We start from the raw sequence: 19,506 nt of genomic DNA on the forward strand, positions 1-19,506 counted from the left end.
GGCAAGCCGATAGCCACGCGGAGGCGCGCTTGGCGACGCCATTGACGCTGCCCGGCATCTGCTGGCCATTGCAGGCGAGCACGGGCCATCTTGCCATGACGACACAGCACATCACGGGCCACTTCCGCGCCGGCGCGGGCCTGGACGCCATCGTCCTGTGCGATGTGCAACCCGCCGGCAAGTTTCGCAACGGCGCCGCGCGCCACTGGTGCCGCACCCATCAATGCTACTGGGGCACGCGGGCGGACGTCGACGGCTTGCAGGCGACGCGGCAGCTGCGCTGCCGCCAGCACGCCAGCCCCATGGGCTATGTGCTGTATCCGGAACTGTTCGACACCAGCCAGTTTCACGCCATCACCGTGCGCCAGGCTGCGACAGGCCTGCTGCAGCTGCGCGCCCGCGCCGATGCCGGCGGCGCCCTGCTCAGCCGCGACGTGCCGGCCCTGGCCATCGATTGCCGCACCCTGCCCGGCCTGTTTCACCCCGACATCGTGCAGCTGAACATCACGCCGCCGGCCGCGCACGCCTTCGCCGCCGCGCTGCAAGCCGGCGTGCCGCTCGGCTGCAGCGACTGCGCCCGCTGCGGCCACCCGCACCTGGACCTGGGCGATTTCGCGCTGGCGCCGCACCGCCGCCATACGTGCGGCCACTGCGGCCACGACGCCACGCACAGCCCCGGCGCCATCGTTTCGACGCCCCTGTGGCGCTTGCGCGAATACGCCAGACGCGCGCCCGCACGCATCGCGCAATGCTTCTGAAGGTGCGCTTGGCCACAGTCAGGGCTGGCGCCAGCGCGTAGACTGGCCGCATCACCACCACGAGGACAGCCCCATGCCACACGCGCAACACCAGGACGAGGACGGCCAGTCAGGCGACGCAGGCGATTTGTCCGATCTGCTCAGCGAATTGCGCATCCTCCTGCCCGGTGCGCAGATGCTGACGGCCTTCCTCATCATCCTGCCATTCAATGGCGGCTTCGCCAAGATCGTGCAGGCGGAAAAGATCGTCTTCCTGCTGACGTTTTTCCTTTCCATGACCAGCCTGGTGCTGCTCAGCGCGCCAGCCATCCAGCACCGCGTGATGCGCCCGCTGCAAGACCGCGAACGCTTCAAGCGCGTGGCCGACCGCATCATGATGGCCGGGGCGTTGTCGCTGGCGCTGGCGTTTATCCTGGGCACGAACCTGGTGATCTCGGAAGTCTTCGGCCACATCGCCGGCATCGTCGCCTGCGCGCTGATGGGTTCACTCATCCTCTGCATGTGGTGGTGGCTGCCCCTGCATTTGAAGCACGCCAGGAAAATCTAGGCGGCTACGCCCGCCTGTTCCAGCAAGGTTGCGCGGAAAATTCCCACCAGCGGGCGCAGGTTGACCTTGTGCCAGGCCAGCCACAGCGGCGTGCGATAGCTGAACCATGGCAAGGCGCGCACGACGACGCCGGCCGGCGCGTGCTGGCGCAGGCTGTGCTGGATCATGGCCATGCCCAGCCCGGCCGCCACCAGGCCCAGCGCCGTCAGCGGTTCCGTCGCTTCCAGGCGGATATCGGGCGTGAAGCCGGCGCGCGCGCAGGCGGCGACGAAATTATCGTGTTTCAACGCGCTTTCCTTGTGCAGCACGGCAATCCATTCCTGGCCCGCCAGGTCGACGGGGGTCAGCTCGGCCTTGGCCGCCAGCGGATGCGTCTCCGGCAAGGCCAGCAGCATGGGGTCGCTCAGCACCTGCGCGCAATCGAGGTCGGGGTCATTCGGCAGTGGCGGTTCGCACAGCAGGGCGATGTCGAGGCTGCGCTGGCGCAAGCCTTCGATCTGCTCGGCCGAATGCAGGTTGTACAGGGCGATGTGCACTTGCGGCCGCGTGGCGCGCAAGGCGCGCAGGCCGTCCGGCAAGACGCCCGCATGCATGGCGTTCTCGATATAGCCGATGCACAGGCCCCCTTCATCGCCGCGCCCCAGCCGTTTCGCCAGCGCTTCCAGGCGGTTGCCGTGCGTAATGAAGGCGCGCGCTTCGGCCAGGAAGGTGTGACCGTCGCGCGTCAAACGGATGCGCTGGGCGCTGCGCTCGAACAGGGTCAGGCCCAGCTTGTCTTCGAGCTGGGCGATCTGCCGGCTCAACGGGGATTGGGAAATATGCAGGCGCTCGGCGGCGCGCCCCACGTGTTCTTCCTCGGCGACGGCGATGAAGTATTGCAACTGGCGGATATCAAGCATGTCAGACCTTACAGGACTCAAGTTACGCCAATTATGTCTTGGACAGGCTTAACTTGTCCAGCTATTCTGTCTCTACTCCTCCACACATTGAAAGAAAACACCATGACAATCAAACACTTACTGACAGGCAAACTGGGTTTCGGCACGGCGCCGCTGGGCAATATGTTCCGCAACATTCCTGAAGCCGAGGCGCTGGCCACCGTCGACGCGGCCTGGGACAGCGGCATCCGCTACTTCGACACGGCCCCGTTCTACGGCGCCGGCCTGGCCGAGCTGCGCCTGGGCGCGGCCCTGAAACAGCGCCGCCGCGACGATTATGTCTTGAGCACCAAGGTCGGCCGCCTCATCCTCGACGAACTGGAAGACCCGGCTGCCCGCGAACTGGGCGAAAAAGGCGGCTTGTTCGAATTCGGCCGCAAGAACAAGATCGTCGACGATTACTCGGCCGACGCCACCCTGCGCTCGATCGAAGACAGCTTGAAGCGCCTGGACACGGACCGCCTCGACATCGTCTGGGTGCACGACATCGCGCAGGATTTCCACGGCGACAACTGGCTGGCGCAGTTCGAGATTGCCCGCACGGGCGCCTTCCGCGCGCTGACCCGCTTGCGCGAAGAAGGCGTGATCAAGGCCTGGGGCGTGGGCGTGAACAAGGTGGAACCGCTGGAACTGACCCTGGGCCTGGCCGAAGCGCAGCCCGATGCCTTCCTGCTGGCCGGGCGCTACACCCTGCTCGACCATGAACGGGCGCTGCAGCGTCTGATGCCGGCCGCGGCAGCGCAAAACGTCGACATCGTCGCCGGCGGCCCCTACAGCTCGGGCATCCTGGCCGGCGGCGCGCATTTCGAATACCAGAAGGCCTCGCCCGCGATCATCGCCAAAGTGGAACGTATCAAGGCCATCGCCGCCCGCCATGGCGTCAGCGTGAAGGCGGCCGCCCTGCAATTCTCGCTGGCCAACCCGGCCGTGGCCGCCGTGATCCCCGGCGCCAGCCGCCCGGAACGCCTGGCCGAAGACCTGGCGGCATTGACCAGCGTCATCCCCGCCGCCTTCTGGCAGGACATGCGCGCCGAACAGCTGGTGTCGGCCTTCGCCCCGCTGCCAGGCGACGCCATCTAATTAATACAGACACAAGGAACTCATCATGGCACATACCACCACCTCGATCGACATTGCCGCCACGCCGGCGCAAGTATGGCAACTGATAGGCGGCTTCAATTCGCTGCCCGACTGGCTGCCCTACATTCCCAGCAGCACCCTCAGTGAGGGTGGCCGCATCCGCCACCTGGCCAACCCGGCCGGCGACGTCATCGTCGAGCAGCTGGAAGCGTACGACAATGCGGCGCGCAGCTACAGCTATTCCATCCTGCAGGCGCCGTTTCCCGCCAGCGATTACTTATCGACCTTGCAAGTGGAAGCACTTGCCGGCGGCGATGGCGCCAGGGTCACCTGGTCGGGCCGCTTTACGCCCGTCGGCGTGAGCGAGCAGGAAGTGACGGAGCTGTTCCACGGCATTTATGCGGCCGGCCTGGAAGCGCTGCAGCAATCGTTGCGCAAGTCATCCGGCAACTAGCGGCAATTCCGCCACAGAGCGACTTTCTTCACCGCCTCTGTGGCGGAATCCGGCGTTTTCCGTGTTATCGTTAACAACAAGGACAAGCGATAGCGTGTGCAGTGCAGCATATTTTGGCCGGCCGCCGGCAGAACTTGCCCGAATCTTTTACAATATTGTCTGTGGGCAGCTATTCCAGCCCGAAATGCCGGGCGGTTTCCTGCTCCTTGCCTTTCTTCACTTCGCATCCGGTGGCGCATTGCCATCCCTGCGGCTGAGCCACAGCACGCTACTTCACCCGGTTCCACCGTTACCCTACCAATAAGAACATGCACGCATCCGTAGATCCCCTGATTCCGCGCGTCACCGCGCCTTTTGGCGCCGGTTACGCCGACCTGGCCCTGGCCATCGGCGGCCTCGCCATCGGCACGGGCGAATTCGCCTCCATGAGCATCCTGCCCGTGGTGGCGGACGACCTGGGCACCACCTTGCCGCAGATGAGCCACATGATCAGCGCCTACGCGCTGGGCGTGGTCATCGGCGCGCCCCTGATCACGATCTTCCTGGCGCGCATGCCGCGCCGGCTGATGCTGATCTGTCTGATGCTGATGTTCGCTGGCGGCAACTTGCTTAGCGCCATCGCGCCCAACTACGGCTTGCTGGTCGTCGCCCGTTTCGTCGCCGGCATCCCGCACGGCGCCTATTTCGGCGTGGCGGCGCTGGTGGCGGCCGCGCTGGCCGAACCGGACAAGCGGGGCCAGGCCGTCGCGCGCGTCCTGATGGGCTTGACCGTGGCAAATATCTTCGGCGTGCCGCTGGCCACCTACATCGGCCAGACCCTGGGCTGGCGCTCGGCCTTTTTGCTGGTCGCCGCGCTGGGCCTGCTGACCATGCTGATGGTGCGCATCTTCGTGCCCATGGTCGCCGCCGGCGACTCGAGCCCGCGCCGCGAACTGGGCGTGTTCCGCCGCCTGCAAGTGTGGCTGACCCTGCTGATGGTGGCGATCGGCTTCGGCGGCATGTTCGCCGTCTACACCTTCATCACGCCAACCTTGCTGGAAATCACGAAAGTCTCGCCCCTCGTCATTTCCATCTTGCTGGCCATCATCGGTATCGGCATGACGGTGGGTAATCTGATCGGCGGCTGGCTGGCCGACCGCTCGCGCCTGTGGACCATCTTCGGCGTGCTGCTGTGGAACGTGGCCGCGCTGGCCGCCTTCACCTATACCAGCAGCAATGTGTGGTTGACGGCGATCAACCTGTTCGCCATCGGCGCCGGCATCGCCGTCGCCCCGGCCGTGCAGACGCGCTTGATGGACGTGGCCGGCGACGCGCAAACCGTGGCCGCCGCCCTCAACCATTCCGCCTTCAACATCGCCAACGCGCTGGGCGCCTGGGCCGGCGGCATCGCCATCGCCATGGGCATGGGCTTGCGCTCGACCGGCTGGGTCGGCGCCATGCTGGCCTGCGGCGGCATCGTCGTGCTCGGCATTTCCGTGCTGGTGGAAAATCGCAGCCGCAACCTGGGCGGCGTACAGCCGGCCTGATGAGTTAAGCGGGCGGCGGCCTGATCAGGCTGCCGCTCGGCATATCAGATCGTCGATGATTCCCAGCAAGGCGCGGTCATCCGACTGGCCTAGATAGGGGCTGATCCGCAAATGATTGCGTGGCTGGCGCGCGATTTTCTCGGGCGAGTCATCCAGCATGGTGATGTGCTCGACGGCATAGCCTTGGCCTTGCACTTTGCGCAGGTCCTTTATGTACACATAACTGTTCGCCACCACATCCACGCGCTGCACGCAGCGCTCCACGGCCCAGGCGAACTTGAGTTCGTTCTGCACGCCAAATACCTGCCCCACCACTGCATCGACATAATTGCGCGAAGCCGAGGACCATACGGCAAAGTCATACAGTGCTCGAGTAGCATCCAGCAATTCTTCGATAAATGGACGTTGGTAGACAAAATATGGTGGATACAATAAATCTGCCGCGTGCGGCAGTGCCATAGGACTGGCGTGCACCAGGGTTTCATCTAAGTCAAAAATCAACAGTTTTCTTGTCATAATTTGCCTTGCATCGCGGCGGCAGCGACTTCGCCTGCCTCCACCTGTGAATGTATATCGACGTGCTACTACGATGCCAGCGCCAGCTCAGCTGGCCAGGGCAAACGCCACCGCCGCCTCGCAATGAATGGCCGTCGTATTAAATAGCGGCACATCCACATCGCCCTGCCGGATCAGCAGCGGTATCTCCGTACAGCCCAGTATCACGCCCTGCGCGCCCTGCAGCCGCAATTTCTCGATGACGTCCAGGAAGATTTTCCGGCTGGCGTCGGTAAAGATATTCTGCACCAGTTCCGTGTAGATAATGTCGTGGAGGATGTCCTGGTCGTCCGCATCGGGCGTCACCGTGGCGATGCCCAGCTGCTCCAGCGCCTGGTGATAAAAACTGCCTGCCATCGTCTGCTTGACACCCAGCAAGCCCACCGTACGCAGGCCCGACTGTCGCACTGTTTTCGCCGTTTCCTCGACGATGCTGATGAACGGCAAGCCGATCCGCGGCACGATGGCCGGCGCAAAGCGGTGCGCGCCATTCGCGCACAGCAGGAAGAAATCCGCGCCCATGCCTTGCAAGCGCCGTCCTTCGCCAATCAGGAATTGCTCGATGGCGTGGGAGTCCGCTTGCGCCGCATGCGCGACGAAATCGGCCTGGTCGATACTGACCAGCAGGATGCGGGCGCTGTGCGCGGGCCCGATGCGCGCCACCAGCATTTCATTGATGAGCCGGTAGTATTCCAGCGTCGAGGCCCAGCCGATGCCGCCGATGAGCCCTATCGTCTTGTCTTGCACCTTGTTTCCCCTGCGAGATGAGTTGCGCAAATTATACGGCGGCCAGCGCGGGTCATGCGCTGCCCATCAAGCGTCCAGCCACAGGAACAAGGCCTTGTCCGGCGTGGCGCACTGCTGCCATTTCGATTGCAATTCCAGCAGGAATCCGGCCAGGTCGACGGGATTGACCTCCAGGCCGGCCCACGGCGCGGTCTGCGCCCATGCTACGGCGATATCGGCCAGGTTGTCGGCCGTCATCCGCTCGAACGCCAGCGCAATCGCGGCGTTGAACACGTAAAGTTCGCGTCCCGGGATAGGTACGTGCCGGATGGCAGGTGCCGCCGAGCGGGTCAGCAATTGCCCCAGCGACGCAAAATCGAGTTCGCCGGGCAAGGTGATGCCGGTGACGGGAAAGGAATCGACGGCCTCCTCCCAGCTGGCACATGCGCGCATCCCGGCGTCGGAACAGACAAAGATATCGATTTTTTTCATGTTGCAGTCATGCGGCACGATCACGTGCCGGTTGCGTCATGCCGGTCCGACGTCTCGCGGCGATATGCGCGTGCAAAGGCGGCCAGGCTCTCCGCCTGCGCCCACAGGCTGGCGATATAGTGAAACTCCTCCTCGAACGGCTGCTCGAAGTTCTGCACGTCCGTCGCATACTCGCAATTGCGGCTCAGCATGACCAGCCAGTCGGGATAGCCCAGCGCCGGATACAAGCGGGTCAATATGGCATCGAGTGACTGCACGCTTTCCCGGCCCGCCAGGTAGGCGTCGCGCAGTTCGGCGATGTATTTGCCCGCCAGAAATTGCGCATTCAGCCGCCCGGCACCCCGGTAGCGCTCGATGATCGCCTCGGCCAGCGGCAGCACTTCGCCGGCCCCCCTTGCGCTGGCCAGCAGCACGATCTCCAGGTCGTCGCCTTCCTGGCCCAGGCCCAGGCGCTGCACGGCCCAGTCCACGCAGCGGTCAGCCTGGGCAAAGCCCATGCTGAGCTGGAAAGCGGCAATTTCAAGTTCTGTCAGTTGTTCCATGTTTTTTCATTCGAGTGCAGTGACGGCCATGCCGAGTCCGGCCTTACGCGAGATTCAGCATCTTTTGCAACACCGCATCGAGCTCATAGAAGTCCACGGGCTTGGTCAGGTGCAAGTCAAACCCCGCGTCGGAGGCCATCTTGCGGTCCTTGTCCTGGCCCCAGCCTGTCACGGCGACGAGGATGGCATCTCGACCGCACGGCTGGGAGCGCAGCAGGCGCGCCACCTCGTAGCCATTCATGTGCGGCAGGCCGATGTCGAGCAGGATGACTTGCGGCAGAAACGTTTGCGCGGTCGCCATGCCGGCCGCGCCGTCGTAAGCCGTCTGCACTGCGTAGCCGAGGATGTCGAGCGCCAGCGCCAGGCTCTCGGCGGCATCGGCGCTGTCGTCGATGACGAGTACCTTGCCTTCGCGCGTGCCGGCCAGCAGGCGCCGGTCGACAGGAGGCGGCGGCGCCAGCGGCACGGCGGGCAGCGGCAGGCGCAACTCGAACGTGCTGCCCTGCCCCACGCCATCGCTGTGCGCGCTGACACTGCCGCCGTGCAATTCGGCCAGGCCGCGCACCAGCGAGAGGCCGATGCCCAGGCCGCCCTGGGCGCGCGACAGGGCCGGCTCCAGCTGGGAAAACATGTCGAAGACGGTTTCCAGGTGCTCGGGCGCAATGCCGATGCCCGCGTCGCGCACGCTGATGCGCACCTCGCTGGCCGTGCAGCCGACGGCCAGCCAGATCGCGCCGCCCGGCGGCGTGTACTTGACGGCGTTGGTCAGCAGGTTGGCGATCATCTGGCCCAGGCGCGTGGCGTCGGCGTCGAGCCAGATGGCTTGCGGCCATTGCTCCACGTGCACGCTGTGGCCGGACTGCGCGACCAGGCCCGCCACGCTGTGCAGCGCCGCCTCCACCACGGGCGCCAGTTCCACGCTGTCGCGGCGCAATTCCAGGCGGCCGCGCGTGATGCGCGACACTTCCATCAAGTCATCGACCAGGTGCGTCATGTGGCCCACCTGGCGCCCCAGCACGTCGCGCGCCCAGCACAGTTGCGGATCGTCCAGCTGCGCCAGCCGCAATACTTCCAGCACGTTGCGCATCGGCGCCAGCGGGTTGCGCAGCTCGTGCGCCAGGGTCGCGAGGAACTCGTCCTTGCGCCGGTCGGCGGCCGCCAGCTGCTCGTTGAGCACGCCAGCCTCGGTGCGCGCCAGTTGCAGTTGCTGCTCGTATTTGCGGCGGTCACTGGCGACAAAGACGGCGATCTCGTCATAGCGCACGCCGTCGTGCACGCGCCGCACGGCGTTGAACAGCATGGGGATGGCTTGCCCCTGGCGCTGGCGCATGTCGAGCAGCACTTCCGAGACGCTGCCCTGCACCTGCATCAGCGGCAGCCAGTGCGTCTGGTGGAACACGCGCCCGCCGATGGTCAGCAAGTCCTGCAGTTTCTTTTTTCCGATCAATTCCCCTGCGCCATAGCCGAGCCAGCCGCAAAAGGTGGCGTTCGCCTGCACGATGGTGCCGTCGCTGCTGCACAGCAGCAAGCCGCAGGCGGCATGCTGGAACAGGGTATGGGCGTCAGGCAAGGAAGGCATGGCGTCGCGCATCACAGGTGCAGTCCGTCGAGAAAGTGGCGGATGGCGCGGTAGCTGGCGTCAGGCGCACTCATATGCGGGCAATGGCCCACATTCTCGACCACTTGCAGGCTGCTGAGCGGCAACATCTCGCGCAGGTAATGTCCCACGGACGGCGGCGCGATGAAGTCGTCGCTGCATTGCACGACCAGGGCCGGCGTGCTGTTGCGCGGCAAGACGGCGCGGTGGTCGGACAGAAAGGTCGCTTGCGCGAAATGCCGGGCGATGGCGGGATCGGTGCGGCAAAAGCTGCGCGCCAGGTCGTCGCCCAGCGCGGGCTGCCCCGGCGCCCCCATGATGGCGGGCGCCATGCCGGCGGACCAGCCCAGGTAATTGCTGTCCATGGCATTGAGCAAGTCGTCGATATCGGCGCGGCTGAAGCCGCCACGGTAGCCGGCCGCCTCATCGTCGATGTAGCATGGCGATGGCGCCAGCATGACTTGTGCGGCAAACAGCGGCGGTTCGGCGATACTGGCCAGCAAGGCGCTCATGGCGCTGACGGAATGGCCGACGCAAATGACGGGGCCGCCGCCGACGGCATGGATGACCCGGCGCAGATCGGCGCCATGGGCGTCGAGCCGGGCATAGCTATCGAAATCATAGGCGCCGAGGTCGGACGCGCCACTGCCGAGCAGGTCGAACAGCACGGTGCGGTAGCGCGGGCGGAACAGCGGTTCCAGGTAACGCCACATGGTCTGGTCGCAGCCAAAGCCATGCATGAATACCATGGTGGCTGCCGCGCCCGCTTGTGGCGCCTGCGTGGCCTCGCTGACGCGGACATTGTGACGATCTTCTATGCGCATGCCGGTTCAGCCTTGAATATTTCCATGTGGAATGTAAGTTAGCATCTTGCTAGTATCTTAGCATGCGCATTTTATGCAAGGCCAGCAGCATCGCTGCTGGACAAACGGGGCGCTCAGGCGGATAATGAGAACGATTCCCATTATCAAACTGCCGGACCTGCGTCCGGTGTAACTCTGTGCGCCGCGATGGCGCCCGCTGGCGGCAACAAGCCGGTTTTATTTTGAAGGTTTGTACCGCATGCGCGCTTTCTGGACTGTCATACACCGCTGGGCCGGCCTGACCATCGCCCTCTTCCTCATCGTTGCCGGACTGACGGGCGCCATCACCTCGTGGGACCACGAACTCGACGAATGGCTCAATGCGGACATCATGGAAACGCCGGGCCGTGGCCCCCTGCAGCAGCCGTTTGCGCTGGCGCAAAAAGTCGCTGCCGCCGACCCGCGCGCGCAAGTCAATTACATGACCCTGGGACTGGAAGAAGGCCACGCCGCGGCCTTCATGGTGCGTCCGCTGACGGATCCGGCCACCAACAAACCGTTCGTGCTCGACTACAACACCGTCTACATCGACCCCGTCACGGCGCAGATCACGGGCACGCGCGACTCGACCGCCATTTCCCTGTCGCGCCGCAGCCTGATGCCCTTCCTGCGCCATCTGCACTACAGCCTGCATGTGCCCGCCTTCTGGGGCACGGACCGCTGGGGCTACTGGCTGATGGGCAGCGTGGCCCTGATCTGGCTGCTCGACAGCATGGTGGCGTTGTACCTGACCACGCCGCGCCGTTTGCGCCCGCGCGCGCACGACGAGGCGCCGCGCCACCGCGACGCCGCCGGCTGGTGGCAGCGCTGGAAACCGTCGTGGGTGGTGCGCTGGGCGGCCGGCGGCTACAAGCTCAACTTCGATCTGCACCGCGCGGGCGGCCTGTGGGTATGGATCATCCTCATCGTCGTCGCATTCACGTCGTTCTCGCTGAACCTGTACCGCGAAGTGTTTTACCCCGTCATGTCGCTCGTCTCGACCACCACGCCGGGTCCGTATGAAACGCAGACGCCGGCACCGTACGGCACGTATATCGAGCCCGCCATCGGCTTCGAGCAGGCGGTAGACATTGCCAAAAAACAAGCCGTGCAGCGCGGCATCACCACCCCTATCGGCGGCATTTATTACGGCGGCAATTATTCGTTCTACAACGTCTCCTTCTTCGACCCGGCCGACGAATTCGGCACGGCCGGCATGGGCCTGTCGAACCTGTACGTCGATGGCATGGACGGCACCATCATCGGCCAGCACAAGCCCTGGGAAGGCACGGCCGCCGACGTCTTCGTGCAACTGCAATTCCCGCTGCACTCGGGCCGCATCCTCGGCATGCCGGGGCGCATCATGATGTCCTTCATGGGCGTGATGGTGGCGATGCTGTCGGTGACGGGCATCGTCATCTGGGAACGCAAGCGGCGCTCGCGCCGGCTGCAGGCGAAGAAGGCCGTAAAACCCGCCTGAGCCTGAAACAGCAACTTCATCAGGGCACAAACGGGCTGGCCCTCTCCCGCGCGCCAGCCCGTGCCGCCACAGCTTGCCACCGGCATGCATACGCCCGCGACGGGCAAGACCATCGCACCTCTGCACTTTGCTACACGGTAGCTGGCACATGCCGGCTGCTGTGCGTCCGTCATCCAGACAACTGACCATTCCCCGCGCAGCACCCTCAAACGCAGTTAACTTGCATTAACATTGGGTGCCAGCTATTATTGCAACTCAATTGCATTTATAGCGCCACGCGTCTGCTATTTCTGCCGCCAGCAACGCTTTCCGCCCCTTTTCAGAGAGACCTATGCGCCATCACGTATTCGCAGCCGCCATGCTGTCCACCGCCCCGATCGCCTACGCGGCGGACGACGTCACCCTGCAGACCATCAAGGTGCGGGCGGACCGACCATCCGCCATCGACAGCATCGTCACCGTCGAGAATGACCAGCTTCAGAACCGGACCCTGGGCGGCATGCTCGAACATGTCTCGGGCGTACAAAGCAGCGCGTTCGGGCCGAACGCCGGCGCACCGGTGATTCGCAGCCTGAGCGGTAGCCGCGTGCAGATCCTGGAAGACGGCCAGTCCATCCTCGGCATGAATGCGCTCAGCGGCGACATCAACATCCCTTTCGATCCGCTCTTCGTGCGCAGCGTCACCGTGAACAAGTCGTCGGACAGCGTGCGTTACGGCGGCAATGCCATCGGCGGCAGCGTCGACGTCGACTCCGGCATCGTGTCCAGGAAGATGGAAGACAAGGAGAAGGACCTGGAACTGCTCCTGCGCAAGGGCGTCAACGATGCCGATGCCCAGGGCTTGCGCATGAACTTCAACGATGGCAAGCACTTCTCGACCAATCTGCAGATGTCATTCCAGAAGATCGGGCATTACGCTATTCCGGGCAACAGCAAGGCAGGCGTGTGCAACAGCCAGCTGTTCCCTGTGAAAGGCGGCGTGAATACCTTCCTGGCCGACAGTTGCCAGAAGGAGGCGCGGATCCAGCAGATCTATAACAAGTCCTCGCAACCGTATATCGACCAGTTCATGACGGAAAATCCGGACTGGGCGGACGGTGATTTTTCCTTTTACACCAATCACCCGACCTCCGTCTGGCAGCGCAAGACCTATGTCAATCCCGCCAACCCCGCTTACGTGCCGGGCACGCCCATGACGGTGCAAAACAAGATCAACAAGGATGTGACCCCCGATTACCACAAGAAACTGGGAAACAGCTACGCCAGCAATTCCCATTTTGCCGTCGGCACGACCTACTTTTTCGAGCGGGGCTACGTGGCCGCCAGCCTCGATACCAAGGACAGCAAGTACGGCGTCCCGGGCTTTTCCATGGAAAACCAGTCGTTCGGCTCGAATTACGCCGAGGGCCTGCCGGTCGGCGTCGTCATCAAGCAGGATAAATATGCGCTGGAAGCGCTGCTGCGCGATCCCCTTGCGTATCTTGAAAGCGCGCAGCTGCGCGTGTCGCGCCTGAACAATGCATCGGGAGAACGTCTCGGCGCTGCCAAGGCGAATGACTACCAGTTCGACACCAATCAGGCCGAACTGCTGCTTGCGCAGCGGCGCGCCGGCCCATTGAGCGGCTTGCTTGGCCTAAGCCATCGGGTCCGGGAGATCACCGGCAGCGGCCCGCAGCTGTACCTGCCCGATACGAGCACGGTCAGCAGCGCGCTATTCGTCAAGGAAAGCCTCGACTTCGACTGGGCCACCTTCGATGCCGGCTTGCGCCATGAAAAAGTGGAGCATGAAATACGCAAGAGCCAATTCAAGACGTCCAGGAATGCGAGCAACTCCAAACTCGAGGACAAGGCGTTCAGCCTGAACAGCTATAGCCTGGGCGCCTCGGCCAAGCTTGGCCCGCTTTTCGGTGCGAAGATGCGCTATGCCTCGTCGGAACGGGCACCCGATGTCAATGAGCTGTATGCGAGCAACCGGCACTATTCGATCATGACCCAGGAAGAGGGAAACCAGAAACTCAAGGCCGAACGCGCCAGGAATACCGAGCTCACCGCCTTGTTTGGCCATCGCGGCTTCAACCTGTCCGCAACCGGCTACGTCATGAAATACGAGAATTATCTCTACCTTGGCCACTCGGGCGCCCAGATGGCGAATCGCCTGCCCTTGAAGTACTGGAAGCAGACCGATACGACGGTCAGGGGATTCGAGGTCGACGCTTCCCAGGCGCTGCAGCTTGGCGGCTACGGCAAGCTGGACATCTCCGTGTTCGCCGACCTGGTCAAGAACAAGGCGGACAATCCGGACAAGTTGCGCGCGCACAATGACGGCGCCTACCTGCCCAATATGCCCACCAACCGCTACGGCGCCAATGTGCTGTGGGAAAACAAGGGCTGGAAAACCAGGCTTTCCGGCACCCGCTACGACAAGCAGCAGTACCTGGGCAAGAGTGTCAGCGAGGAAGTCCCGCTCGATGGCTACACCATGGTGAACTTCCAGGTGAGCCGCGAGATCCGGGTGCCGAATGCGCCGTTTGCCGGCATCGAGGTATTTATCAGCGGCACCAACCTGCTCGATGCAGATGCCCGGCCGCATAATTCCCCACTGAAATACATCGCGCCCTTGCCAGGCCGGGGTTTCCAGCTTGGAGTGAACGCCAGGCTGTAACGGACCTTGGCGCGGGGCGGCATGCGGTGGTGCTGCGCCCGCACGGGCGCGCGGGCGCAGTCAGCGCGACTCTGCGACACGCCCAGGCAACGCAGCCATGGGCGCCTCTCGGGCCCGCCATCGCGACCCGCACCGGAATGCTTAAATGGCGCTGTCCCACGGCGCCGACAGCCGCACGGCGCAGTTGATCAAGCCCACCATCGAATACGTCTGCGGAAAATTACCCCACATCTCGCCCGTCACGGGGTGCGTGTCTTCCGACAGCAGACCCAGGTGATTGCGTGCCATCAACATCGTTTCAAATATCTTGCGCGCCTCGTCCTTCCTGCCGATGCGCGCCAGCGCGTCGATGCGCCAGAAGGTGCAGATATTGAAGGCGGTCTCGGGCTTGCCGAAGTCGTCGGGCGCTTCGTAGCGGCGCATGTAGGGGCCGTCGCACAGCGACGCTTCCAGCGCATCGACGGTGGCGATGAAGCGCGGGTCCATGGGGTCGATGAAGTTGACTTCCGCCATCAGCAGGACCGAGGCATCGAGATCGCGCCCGCCCAGGCTTTCCGCGAACGCCTGGCGCTCTTCGCTCCACGCCTCGCGTAGCAGGCGTTCGCGGATCAGCACGGCGCGGCTGCTCCAGTGCTCGGCCCGGTCGGGCAAGCCCAGCTTGTGCGCCACTTTCGCCAGGCGGTCGCAGGCGGCCCAGCTCATCAGCATGGACGAGGTATGCACGCGGGCCCGCGTGCGCAGCTCCCACATGCCCGCGTCCGGTTCCGCATGCAGGCGGAAAGCCTGGTCGCCCACGGCTTCCAGCGCGGCAAACTCCGCCTTGCCGGCCCGGTGGAACAGCCGGTGGTCGAGGAAAGCCTGCGCTGCACCGAGCACGATATTGCCATACACATCGTGCTGGAAGTGTTCCTGCGCCTGGTTGCCCACGCGCACGGGGCCATTGCCGCGGTAGCCGGGCAAATGGTCGAGCATGGATTCGGGCAACTGCTCTTCCAGGCCGATGCCGTACAGGGGCTGAATGTGGCCGCCCTTCGAACGGGCGACGATATTCGTCAGCCAGCGCAAATACTCTTCCATGGTGCCCACTTCGGACAGGCTGTTCAGGGCGCGCACGACGAAGAAGGCGTCGCGCAGCCAGCAGTAGCGGTAATCCCAGTTGCGGCTGCTGCCCGGTGCTTCGGGGATGCTGGTGGTCATGGCGGCGATGATGGCGCCCGTGTCTTCATACAGGGACAGCTTCAAGGTGATGGCGGCGCGGATGACCACGTCCTGCCATTCCAGCGGCACGGCCAGCCGGCGCGTGTAGGTGCGCCAGTAATTGATGGTGTCCTTTTCGAAGATGCGCGCCGTCTCGTCGATGCCGCCGGCCAGGGTTTCATCGGGGCCCAGCAGGAAGTTGGCGGTGCTTCCCAGCACGAAATAGGTTTCACTCAAGACATAGTTGAGCGACACGTCCGTGTTCAGGCGCAGGGTCTGTTCCGGCCCCACATAGCGGATGTGGTGGCTGCCCTGCGTGATCTGCGGCGCCAGCCGGCCCCAGTCGTAGCGGGGACGCAGGCGCACGCGGATGCGCACGGCCCGGTCCAGCGGACGCACGCGGCGGATCAGCATCAGCGGGCGGAACATGCGGTCGCGGCTGAGAAAGCGGGGCGCGAAATCCGTGATTTCCACGCCGCGCCCGTCCGTGTCGTACAGGCGCGTGCGCAGCACGGCCGTGTTCGGCTCATAAAACTGTTCGCTGCGGGCAAAGTTTTCAATATCGATGCCCCACACGCTGCCGTTTTCCGAGGCGTCCAGCAAGCTGTTGAAGACGGGGTCGCCATCGAAACGGGGCAGGCACGACCAGACGACCTGCCCTGCCTGGTCGATCAGGGCGCTGAACGCGCAATTGCCCACCACGCCGCAGTTCAGGCTGGCCTGGATGGGCGTGACAGGTGCCGACGCGGCCGTGGCCGTGACGGCAGCGGCCAGCGTGCCGGCGGCGCCGCTGGGCGTTGCATGGGACTGCTCATAGGACGTCGTCATCGGCTACTCCTGAATGGGGGGATGGGGCGGCCGGCAAGGCCGCTTGCAGCAAGACGGCGCGCAAGGCAGCGGGGCTGGCCAGGCGCAGGACGGCGGCGCTGGGGCCGCTGCCCACTTTCACGCCCTGCCCGCCCGCCTGTTGTACATGGGCAAAGCCGGCCTCGTCGGTGGTGTCATCGCCCGCGAACACGGGCTGGCGGCCGGCAAACGGCGTTTCCGCCATGAAGGCGGCGATGGCGCCGCCCTTGTCGGTGGCGGCCGGCTTGGCTTCCAGGACCATTTTGCCATGCAATAGCAAAACCCCGGGGCACGCTTGCACGGCCGCCGTCATTTCCTGCACGCACAGCGGCTCCAGCTGCGGCGCCAGCCGGTAATGCAGGGCCACGGCGCCGCGTTTCTGCTCGACCAGCAAACCCGGGTGGCGCTCCGCCAGCGCCTCGGCGCGCGCCAGCACGGGCGACACGTCGGGCGTGGGCGCCAGATGCAGGCGGCCATCGGCGCTGCGCCGCTCCACGCCATGCACGCCGGCCACCGGCAGGCGCAAGGGCGCCAGCATGGCGTCGATCTGCGCCACGGGGCGGCCGGAAATGATGGCCAGCGCGCCGCCGTGGCGTTCGGCCAGCAGCGCCAGCGCGTGCGCCACGCCCGGCGCCACGCGCACGCCGTCGGGCGTGGGCGCCAGGTCGACCAGGGTGCCGTCGAAATCGAGGAAGACGGCACTGCCGGACGCGCTCAGCAGCTGCAGCAAGGCTTGACCATCGTCACTATGCGTCGCCATCAAATCCCCTTGCGCCGCTTGATGCGGCTGTGGGCGTCGATCTTGGTCATGACCTTGTCGCGCTGGCGCAGGCGGGCCGCGTCGAGCAGCATGCGCCCGGCCCAGCGGTAGACATTGAAATGCTTGACTCTGGCCCGCATGCTCTTCATGCGCTCGCGCTGTTCCACGGGCGGCATCACGAGGGCGCGGTACAGGGCGTCGGCGCCCTGCTCGATGTGATACGGGTTGATGATCAGCGCCTCGTGCAGCTCGCGCGCGGCGCCCGTGAATTGCGACAGCACCAGCACGCCCATCTCGTCGTCGCGCGCGGCAATGAACTCCTTGGCCACCAGGTTCATGCCGTCATGCAAGCTCGTCACCATGCACACTTCGGACGCGCGGAAATAGTGCTGCAAATCGTCCTGGCCGTGGTGCTCGGCCTTCAGCAGGATGGGCACATAGTTGCCGCTGCCGAAACGGCGGTTGATGCGTTCGACCATCTTGCGCACCCTGGCATCGAAGCTTTGATATTCATCGAGCGAAGCGCGGCTGGGCGCGGCGATCTGCACAAACGTGAAGTTCCCCACCATGCCAGGCTGCTGTTCCAGCATGCGCTCGACGGCCTGGAAGCGCTCGACGATGCCTTTCGTGTAATCGAGGCGGTCGACGCCGATGCCCAGCAGGTGGTCCGATGCCACGCCCAGTTCACCGCGAATCTGCGCGCGGCAGCTGGCCACGTCGGGCTGTCCGGGACTGTCGTCGGGCCAGGCGATGGAAATCGGGTAATCCTCGACCTGCGTCATCTCGCCGCCGTAGGAAATCACCGACGCTTCCGGCTCGATGCGCGTTTCCAGATAGCGGTCCACCGTTTCGAGGAAATTCTTGCGGTGAAATGGCGTGTGGAAGCCGAGGATGGTACTGCCCAGCAAGCCATCGAGGATTTCCTCGCGCCACGGACAAATGCCGAACGATTCCGAGTTCGGCCACGGGATATGCCAGAAAGTGATAATCGTCGCCTTCGGCAAGGCTTCGCGCACCATGCGCGGCAGCAAGGCAAAGTGATAATCCTGCACCAGCACGACGGGGTTGTCCGTCTTCGCCTCGGCGATCACGGCGTCGGCAAAGCGGCGGTTAACCTTCACGTACTGCTCCCAGTCGGACGAGCGGAACACGGGGCGCACGTGGGCGATGTGGCATAGCGGCCACATGCCTTCATTGGCGAAACCATAATAATAGCCCTGCTCTTCCTCTTCCGTCAGCCACACGCGGCGCAAGGTGTAGCTGGGGTTGTCGGGCGGCACGGGCACGTGGTCGAGCTTATCCACGGTCTCGCGGTCGGCCGAGCCGGCGCCGTGCGCGATCCAGGTGCCGGAACAGGCGCGCATCACCGCTTCCACGGCCGTCACCAGGCCGCTGGCCGGGCGCTGCACGGCAATACCAGCTTCCGTTTTGGTGTGGATATACGGTTCGCGGTTCGACACCACCAGCACCTGGTCGCCCGCCAGGTCCGCTTCGAGCAGGGCGCGCAGCTTTTCCGGCGTCCAGTCCGACGACCAGCCATTATCGCCCTGGCGCTCCAGATGGTATTCCTGCAGCAATTCGCGCAAGTCGCCGATCAGCGGCTGCATTTCCGGCGGCGGGGCCGGCGTGGCGGCCGGTGCGCTGGCCGCATCGGCGGGCGCGGCCAGGTTCTTTTTCGTCAGCAATTCACCGCGCAGGATATCCTTCACGGCCGCCAGCCAGCCGCGCCAGCTCAGGTGCGCCACGAACACGGTCATCAGGGAAATCAGCACGGCCAGCACGGCCAGGAAGGCAAAGATGAAGCGCTTGGTATCGGTATTGCGGCGCTCGACAAAGCTCATGTCCTGCACCAGCACGAGGCGGCCCAACTGCGACGCATCCTGCATGACGGGCGTTTCGCTGATGTGGACCTGGCCTTGCGGCAATTGCGCGAGCGATTTGTACAGGCCACCCGTCGATGGCGTGCTCCAGCAGCCGATCGAAGCGGGGTACTCGAGGGATTGGTAGAGCAAGTGGCCCGCGTTGTCGCAAAAGCCGATGGCGATCAGGCGTTCGTCGCGCGTGGCGCCCTGGAACAGTTCGCCGATGCGGCTGGCGTCGTGGGCGGGCAGGTATTCGGTGAGCGAGGGTCGGAGCGTGCCAGCGAGCAATTCCGCCCGGCTGTCGAGGTCGCGCACATACCAGCGCAGGGTGATATTGTCCAACAGGGGTACCACGATATAAGCAAACAATCCCAGCACCAGGGCCAGCGGCAGGATGAAGCGCAAGGACATTCGGAGTGATCGTACTATCATCGTTTTCCTTTGCAAACACAAAAAGCATGGCAAGTATGACTATGTTTCCAGTACGGCGACGCCCGTTTGCTTTCCGTATCGAAACGTCAGCGTGGGATGGCGCACCGCAGCAATTGCTTCCAGTATCTACCTGCATGGCGACCTTATCCGTTCGGCAACGCACGTCCCCGCTTTCTCGTCTGCCCGTAAAATAGAACGTTCCGACATCCA

At 64.3% G+C, this 19,506-nt stretch carries 17 protein-coding genes; 7 read left to right on the forward strand and 10 right to left on the reverse strand.

Going from position 1 to position 19,506, the window contains the following annotated elements:
• Nucleotides 1-29: 29 nt before the first annotated feature.
• Both YQ44_RS13325 and YQ44_RS13330 read left to right on the forward strand, forming a co-directional pair.
• The gene (locus YQ44_RS13325; RefSeq protein ID WP_071323786.1) at nt 30-758 is read left to right on the forward strand and encodes a hypothetical protein; all 729 of its coding nucleotides are present in this window, start codon (nt 30-32) and stop codon (nt 756-758) included.
• Between the two features lie 73 nt (nt 759-831).
• Nucleotides 832-1,305, forward strand: a complete 474-nt coding sequence (locus YQ44_RS13330) for a DUF6328 family protein (protein ID WP_071323787.1) — start codon at nt 832-834, stop codon at nt 1,303-1,305.
• Here YQ44_RS13330 and YQ44_RS13335 read toward each other — a convergent pair.
• Entirely contained in the window at nt 1,302-2,204 is a 903-nt protein-coding gene (locus YQ44_RS13335) for a LysR family transcriptional regulator (RefSeq protein ID WP_071323788.1), read from the reverse strand. The genes YQ44_RS13330 and YQ44_RS13335 overlap by 4 nt on opposite strands.
• Before the next feature lie 102 nt (nt 2,205-2,306).
• Between YQ44_RS13335 and YQ44_RS13340 the strand changes: the two genes are divergently transcribed.
• The 3 genes from YQ44_RS13340 to YQ44_RS13350 all read left to right on the forward strand — a co-directional run bounded on the left by YQ44_RS13340 (nt 2,307) and on the right by YQ44_RS13350 (nt 5,303).
• Complete coding sequence (locus YQ44_RS13340; RefSeq protein WP_071323789.1) at nt 2,307-3,323, forward strand: aldo/keto reductase; 1,017 nt, start codon at nt 2,307-2,309, stop codon at nt 3,321-3,323.
• A gap of 25 nt (nt 3,324-3,348) precedes the next feature.
• A complete protein-coding gene (locus YQ44_RS13345) occupies nt 3,349-3,777 on the forward strand; it encodes an SRPBCC family protein (RefSeq protein ID WP_071323790.1) in 429 nt (142 codons plus the stop codon).
• A gap of 308 nt (nt 3,778-4,085) precedes the next feature.
• Complete coding sequence (locus tag YQ44_RS13350; RefSeq protein WP_083411828.1) at nt 4,086-5,303, forward strand: MFS transporter; 1,218 nt, start codon at nt 4,086-4,088, stop codon at nt 5,301-5,303.
• Nucleotides 5,304-5,327: 24 nt separating this feature from the next.
• On the opposite strand, the gene YQ44_RS13355 is transcribed toward YQ44_RS13350, so the two are convergent.
• The 6 genes from YQ44_RS13355 to YQ44_RS13380 all read right to left on the reverse strand — a co-directional run bounded on the left by YQ44_RS13355 (nt 5,328) and on the right by YQ44_RS13380 (nt 10,039).
• Nucleotides 5,328-5,819, reverse strand: coding sequence for an HAD family hydrolase (locus YQ44_RS13355; protein WP_083411829.1), 492 nt, complete (start codon nt 5,817-5,819; stop codon nt 5,328-5,330).
• An 87-nt stretch (nt 5,820-5,906) separates the two neighbouring features.
• Complete coding sequence (locus YQ44_RS13360; RefSeq protein ID WP_071323792.1) at nt 5,907-6,605, reverse strand: aspartate/glutamate racemase family protein; 699 nt, start codon at nt 6,603-6,605, stop codon at nt 5,907-5,909.
• Nucleotides 6,606-6,671: 66 nt separating this feature from the next.
• A complete protein-coding gene (locus tag YQ44_RS13365) occupies nt 6,672-7,076 on the reverse strand; it encodes a hypothetical protein (protein WP_156894823.1) in 405 nt (134 codons plus the stop codon).
• Nucleotides 7,077-7,096: 20 nt separating this feature from the next.
• Nucleotides 7,097-7,618, reverse strand: coding sequence for a hypothetical protein (locus YQ44_RS13370; RefSeq protein WP_071323794.1), 522 nt, complete (start codon nt 7,616-7,618; stop codon nt 7,097-7,099).
• Between the two features lie 43 nt (nt 7,619-7,661).
• Nucleotides 7,662-9,197: a hybrid sensor histidine kinase/response regulator gene (locus YQ44_RS13375; RefSeq protein ID WP_156894824.1), complete on the reverse strand. Its 1,536-nt coding sequence runs from the start codon at nt 9,195-9,197 to the stop codon at nt 7,662-7,664.
• 11 nt (nt 9,198-9,208) lie between these two features.
• Nucleotides 9,209-10,039 (reverse strand): alpha/beta fold hydrolase, encoded by an 831-nt coding sequence (locus YQ44_RS13380; protein WP_071323796.1) that lies wholly within the window; start codon nt 10,037-10,039, stop codon nt 9,209-9,211.
• Between the two features lie 238 nt (nt 10,040-10,277).
• Between YQ44_RS13380 and YQ44_RS13385 the strand changes: the two genes are divergently transcribed.
• Both YQ44_RS13385 and YQ44_RS13390 read left to right on the forward strand, forming a co-directional pair.
• Complete coding sequence (locus YQ44_RS13385; protein WP_071326482.1) at nt 10,278-11,537, forward strand: PepSY-associated TM helix domain-containing protein; 1,260 nt, start codon at nt 10,278-10,280, stop codon at nt 11,535-11,537.
• 358 nt (nt 11,538-11,895) lie between these two features.
• A complete protein-coding gene (locus YQ44_RS13390; protein ID WP_232251281.1) occupies nt 11,896-14,199 on the forward strand; it encodes a TonB-dependent receptor in 2,304 nt (767 codons plus the stop codon).
• A 141-nt stretch (nt 14,200-14,340) separates the two neighbouring features.
• On the opposite strand, the gene YQ44_RS13395 is transcribed toward YQ44_RS13390, so the two are convergent.
• Genes YQ44_RS13395 through YQ44_RS13405 form a run of 3 tightly spaced genes read right to left on the reverse strand, consistent with a single transcriptional unit; the run spans nt 14,341 to nt 19,275 of the window.
• Nucleotides 14,341-16,224 carry a glycoside hydrolase family 15 protein gene (locus tag YQ44_RS13395; protein ID WP_156894825.1) on the reverse strand — a complete coding sequence of 628 codons (1,884 nt, stop codon included), beginning with the start codon at nt 16,222-16,224 and terminating at the stop codon, nt 14,341-14,343.
• The gene (gene otsB, locus YQ44_RS13400; protein ID WP_071323798.1) at nt 16,208-17,002 is read right to left on the reverse strand and encodes a trehalose-phosphatase; all 795 of its coding nucleotides are present in this window, start codon (nt 17,000-17,002) and stop codon (nt 16,208-16,210) included. The genes YQ44_RS13395 and otsB overlap by 17 nt, the downstream gene beginning before the upstream one ends.
• The gene (locus tag YQ44_RS13405; RefSeq protein ID WP_156894826.1) at nt 17,002-19,275 is read right to left on the reverse strand and encodes an alpha,alpha-trehalose-phosphate synthase (UDP-forming); all 2,274 of its coding nucleotides are present in this window, start codon (nt 19,273-19,275) and stop codon (nt 17,002-17,004) included. The genes otsB and YQ44_RS13405 overlap by 1 nt, the downstream gene beginning before the upstream one ends.
• Between the last annotated feature and the right edge of the window lie 231 nt (nt 19,276-19,506).

The organism is Janthinobacterium sp. 1_2014MBL_MicDiv, assembly GCF_001865675.1.
In the GTDB taxonomy this organism is placed as follows: Bacteria; Pseudomonadota; Gammaproteobacteria; order Burkholderiales; family Burkholderiaceae_D; genus Janthinobacterium.

What these genes read in the sequence shown, in the direction of transcription:
- YQ44_RS13330 (WP_071323787.1), top strand. Translation starts at nt 832, where the DNA reads ATGCCACACGCGCAACACCAGGACGAGGACGGCCAGTCAGGCGACGCA.
- YQ44_RS13335 (WP_071323788.1), bottom strand. Translation starts at nt 2,204, where the DNA reads ATGCTTGATATCCGCCAGTTGCAATACTTCATCGCCGTCGCCGAGGAA.
- YQ44_RS13340 (WP_071323789.1), top strand. Translation starts at nt 2,307, where the DNA reads ATGACAATCAAACACTTACTGACAGGCAAACTGGGTTTCGGCACGGCG.
- YQ44_RS13345 (WP_071323790.1), top strand. Translation starts at nt 3,349, where the DNA reads ATGGCACATACCACCACCTCGATCGACATTGCCGCCACGCCGGCGCAA.
- YQ44_RS13350 (WP_083411828.1), top strand. Translation starts at nt 4,086, where the DNA reads ATGCACGCATCCGTAGATCCCCTGATTCCGCGCGTCACCGCGCCTTTT.
- YQ44_RS13355 (WP_083411829.1), bottom strand. Translation starts at nt 5,819, where the DNA reads ATGACAAGAAAACTGTTGATTTTTGACTTAGATGAAACCCTGGTGCAC.
- YQ44_RS13365 (WP_156894823.1), bottom strand. Translation starts at nt 7,076, where the DNA reads ATGAAAAAAATCGATATCTTTGTCTGTTCCGACGCCGGGATGCGCGCA.
- YQ44_RS13370 (WP_071323794.1), bottom strand. Translation starts at nt 7,618, where the DNA reads ATGGAACAACTGACAGAACTTGAAATTGCCGCTTTCCAGCTCAGCATG.
- YQ44_RS13375 (WP_156894824.1), bottom strand. Translation starts at nt 9,197, where the DNA reads ATGCCTTCCTTGCCTGACGCCCATACCCTGTTCCAGCATGCCGCCTGC.
- YQ44_RS13380 (WP_071323796.1), bottom strand. Translation starts at nt 10,039, where the DNA reads ATGCGCATAGAAGATCGTCACAATGTCCGCGTCAGCGAGGCCACGCAG.
- YQ44_RS13385 (WP_071326482.1), top strand. Translation starts at nt 10,278, where the DNA reads ATGCGCGCTTTCTGGACTGTCATACACCGCTGGGCCGGCCTGACCATC.
- YQ44_RS13390 (WP_232251281.1), top strand. Translation starts at nt 11,896, where the DNA reads ATGCTGTCCACCGCCCCGATCGCCTACGCGGCGGACGACGTCACCCTG.
- YQ44_RS13395 (WP_156894825.1), bottom strand. Translation starts at nt 16,224, where the DNA reads ATGACGACGTCCTATGAGCAGTCCCATGCAACGCCCAGCGGCGCCGCC.
- otsB (WP_071323798.1), bottom strand. Translation starts at nt 17,002, where the DNA reads ATGGCGACGCATAGTGACGATGGTCAAGCCTTGCTGCAGCTGCTGAGC.
- YQ44_RS13405 (WP_156894826.1), bottom strand. Translation starts at nt 19,275, where the DNA reads ATGTCCTTGCGCTTCATCCTGCCGCTGGCCCTGGTGCTGGGATTGTTT.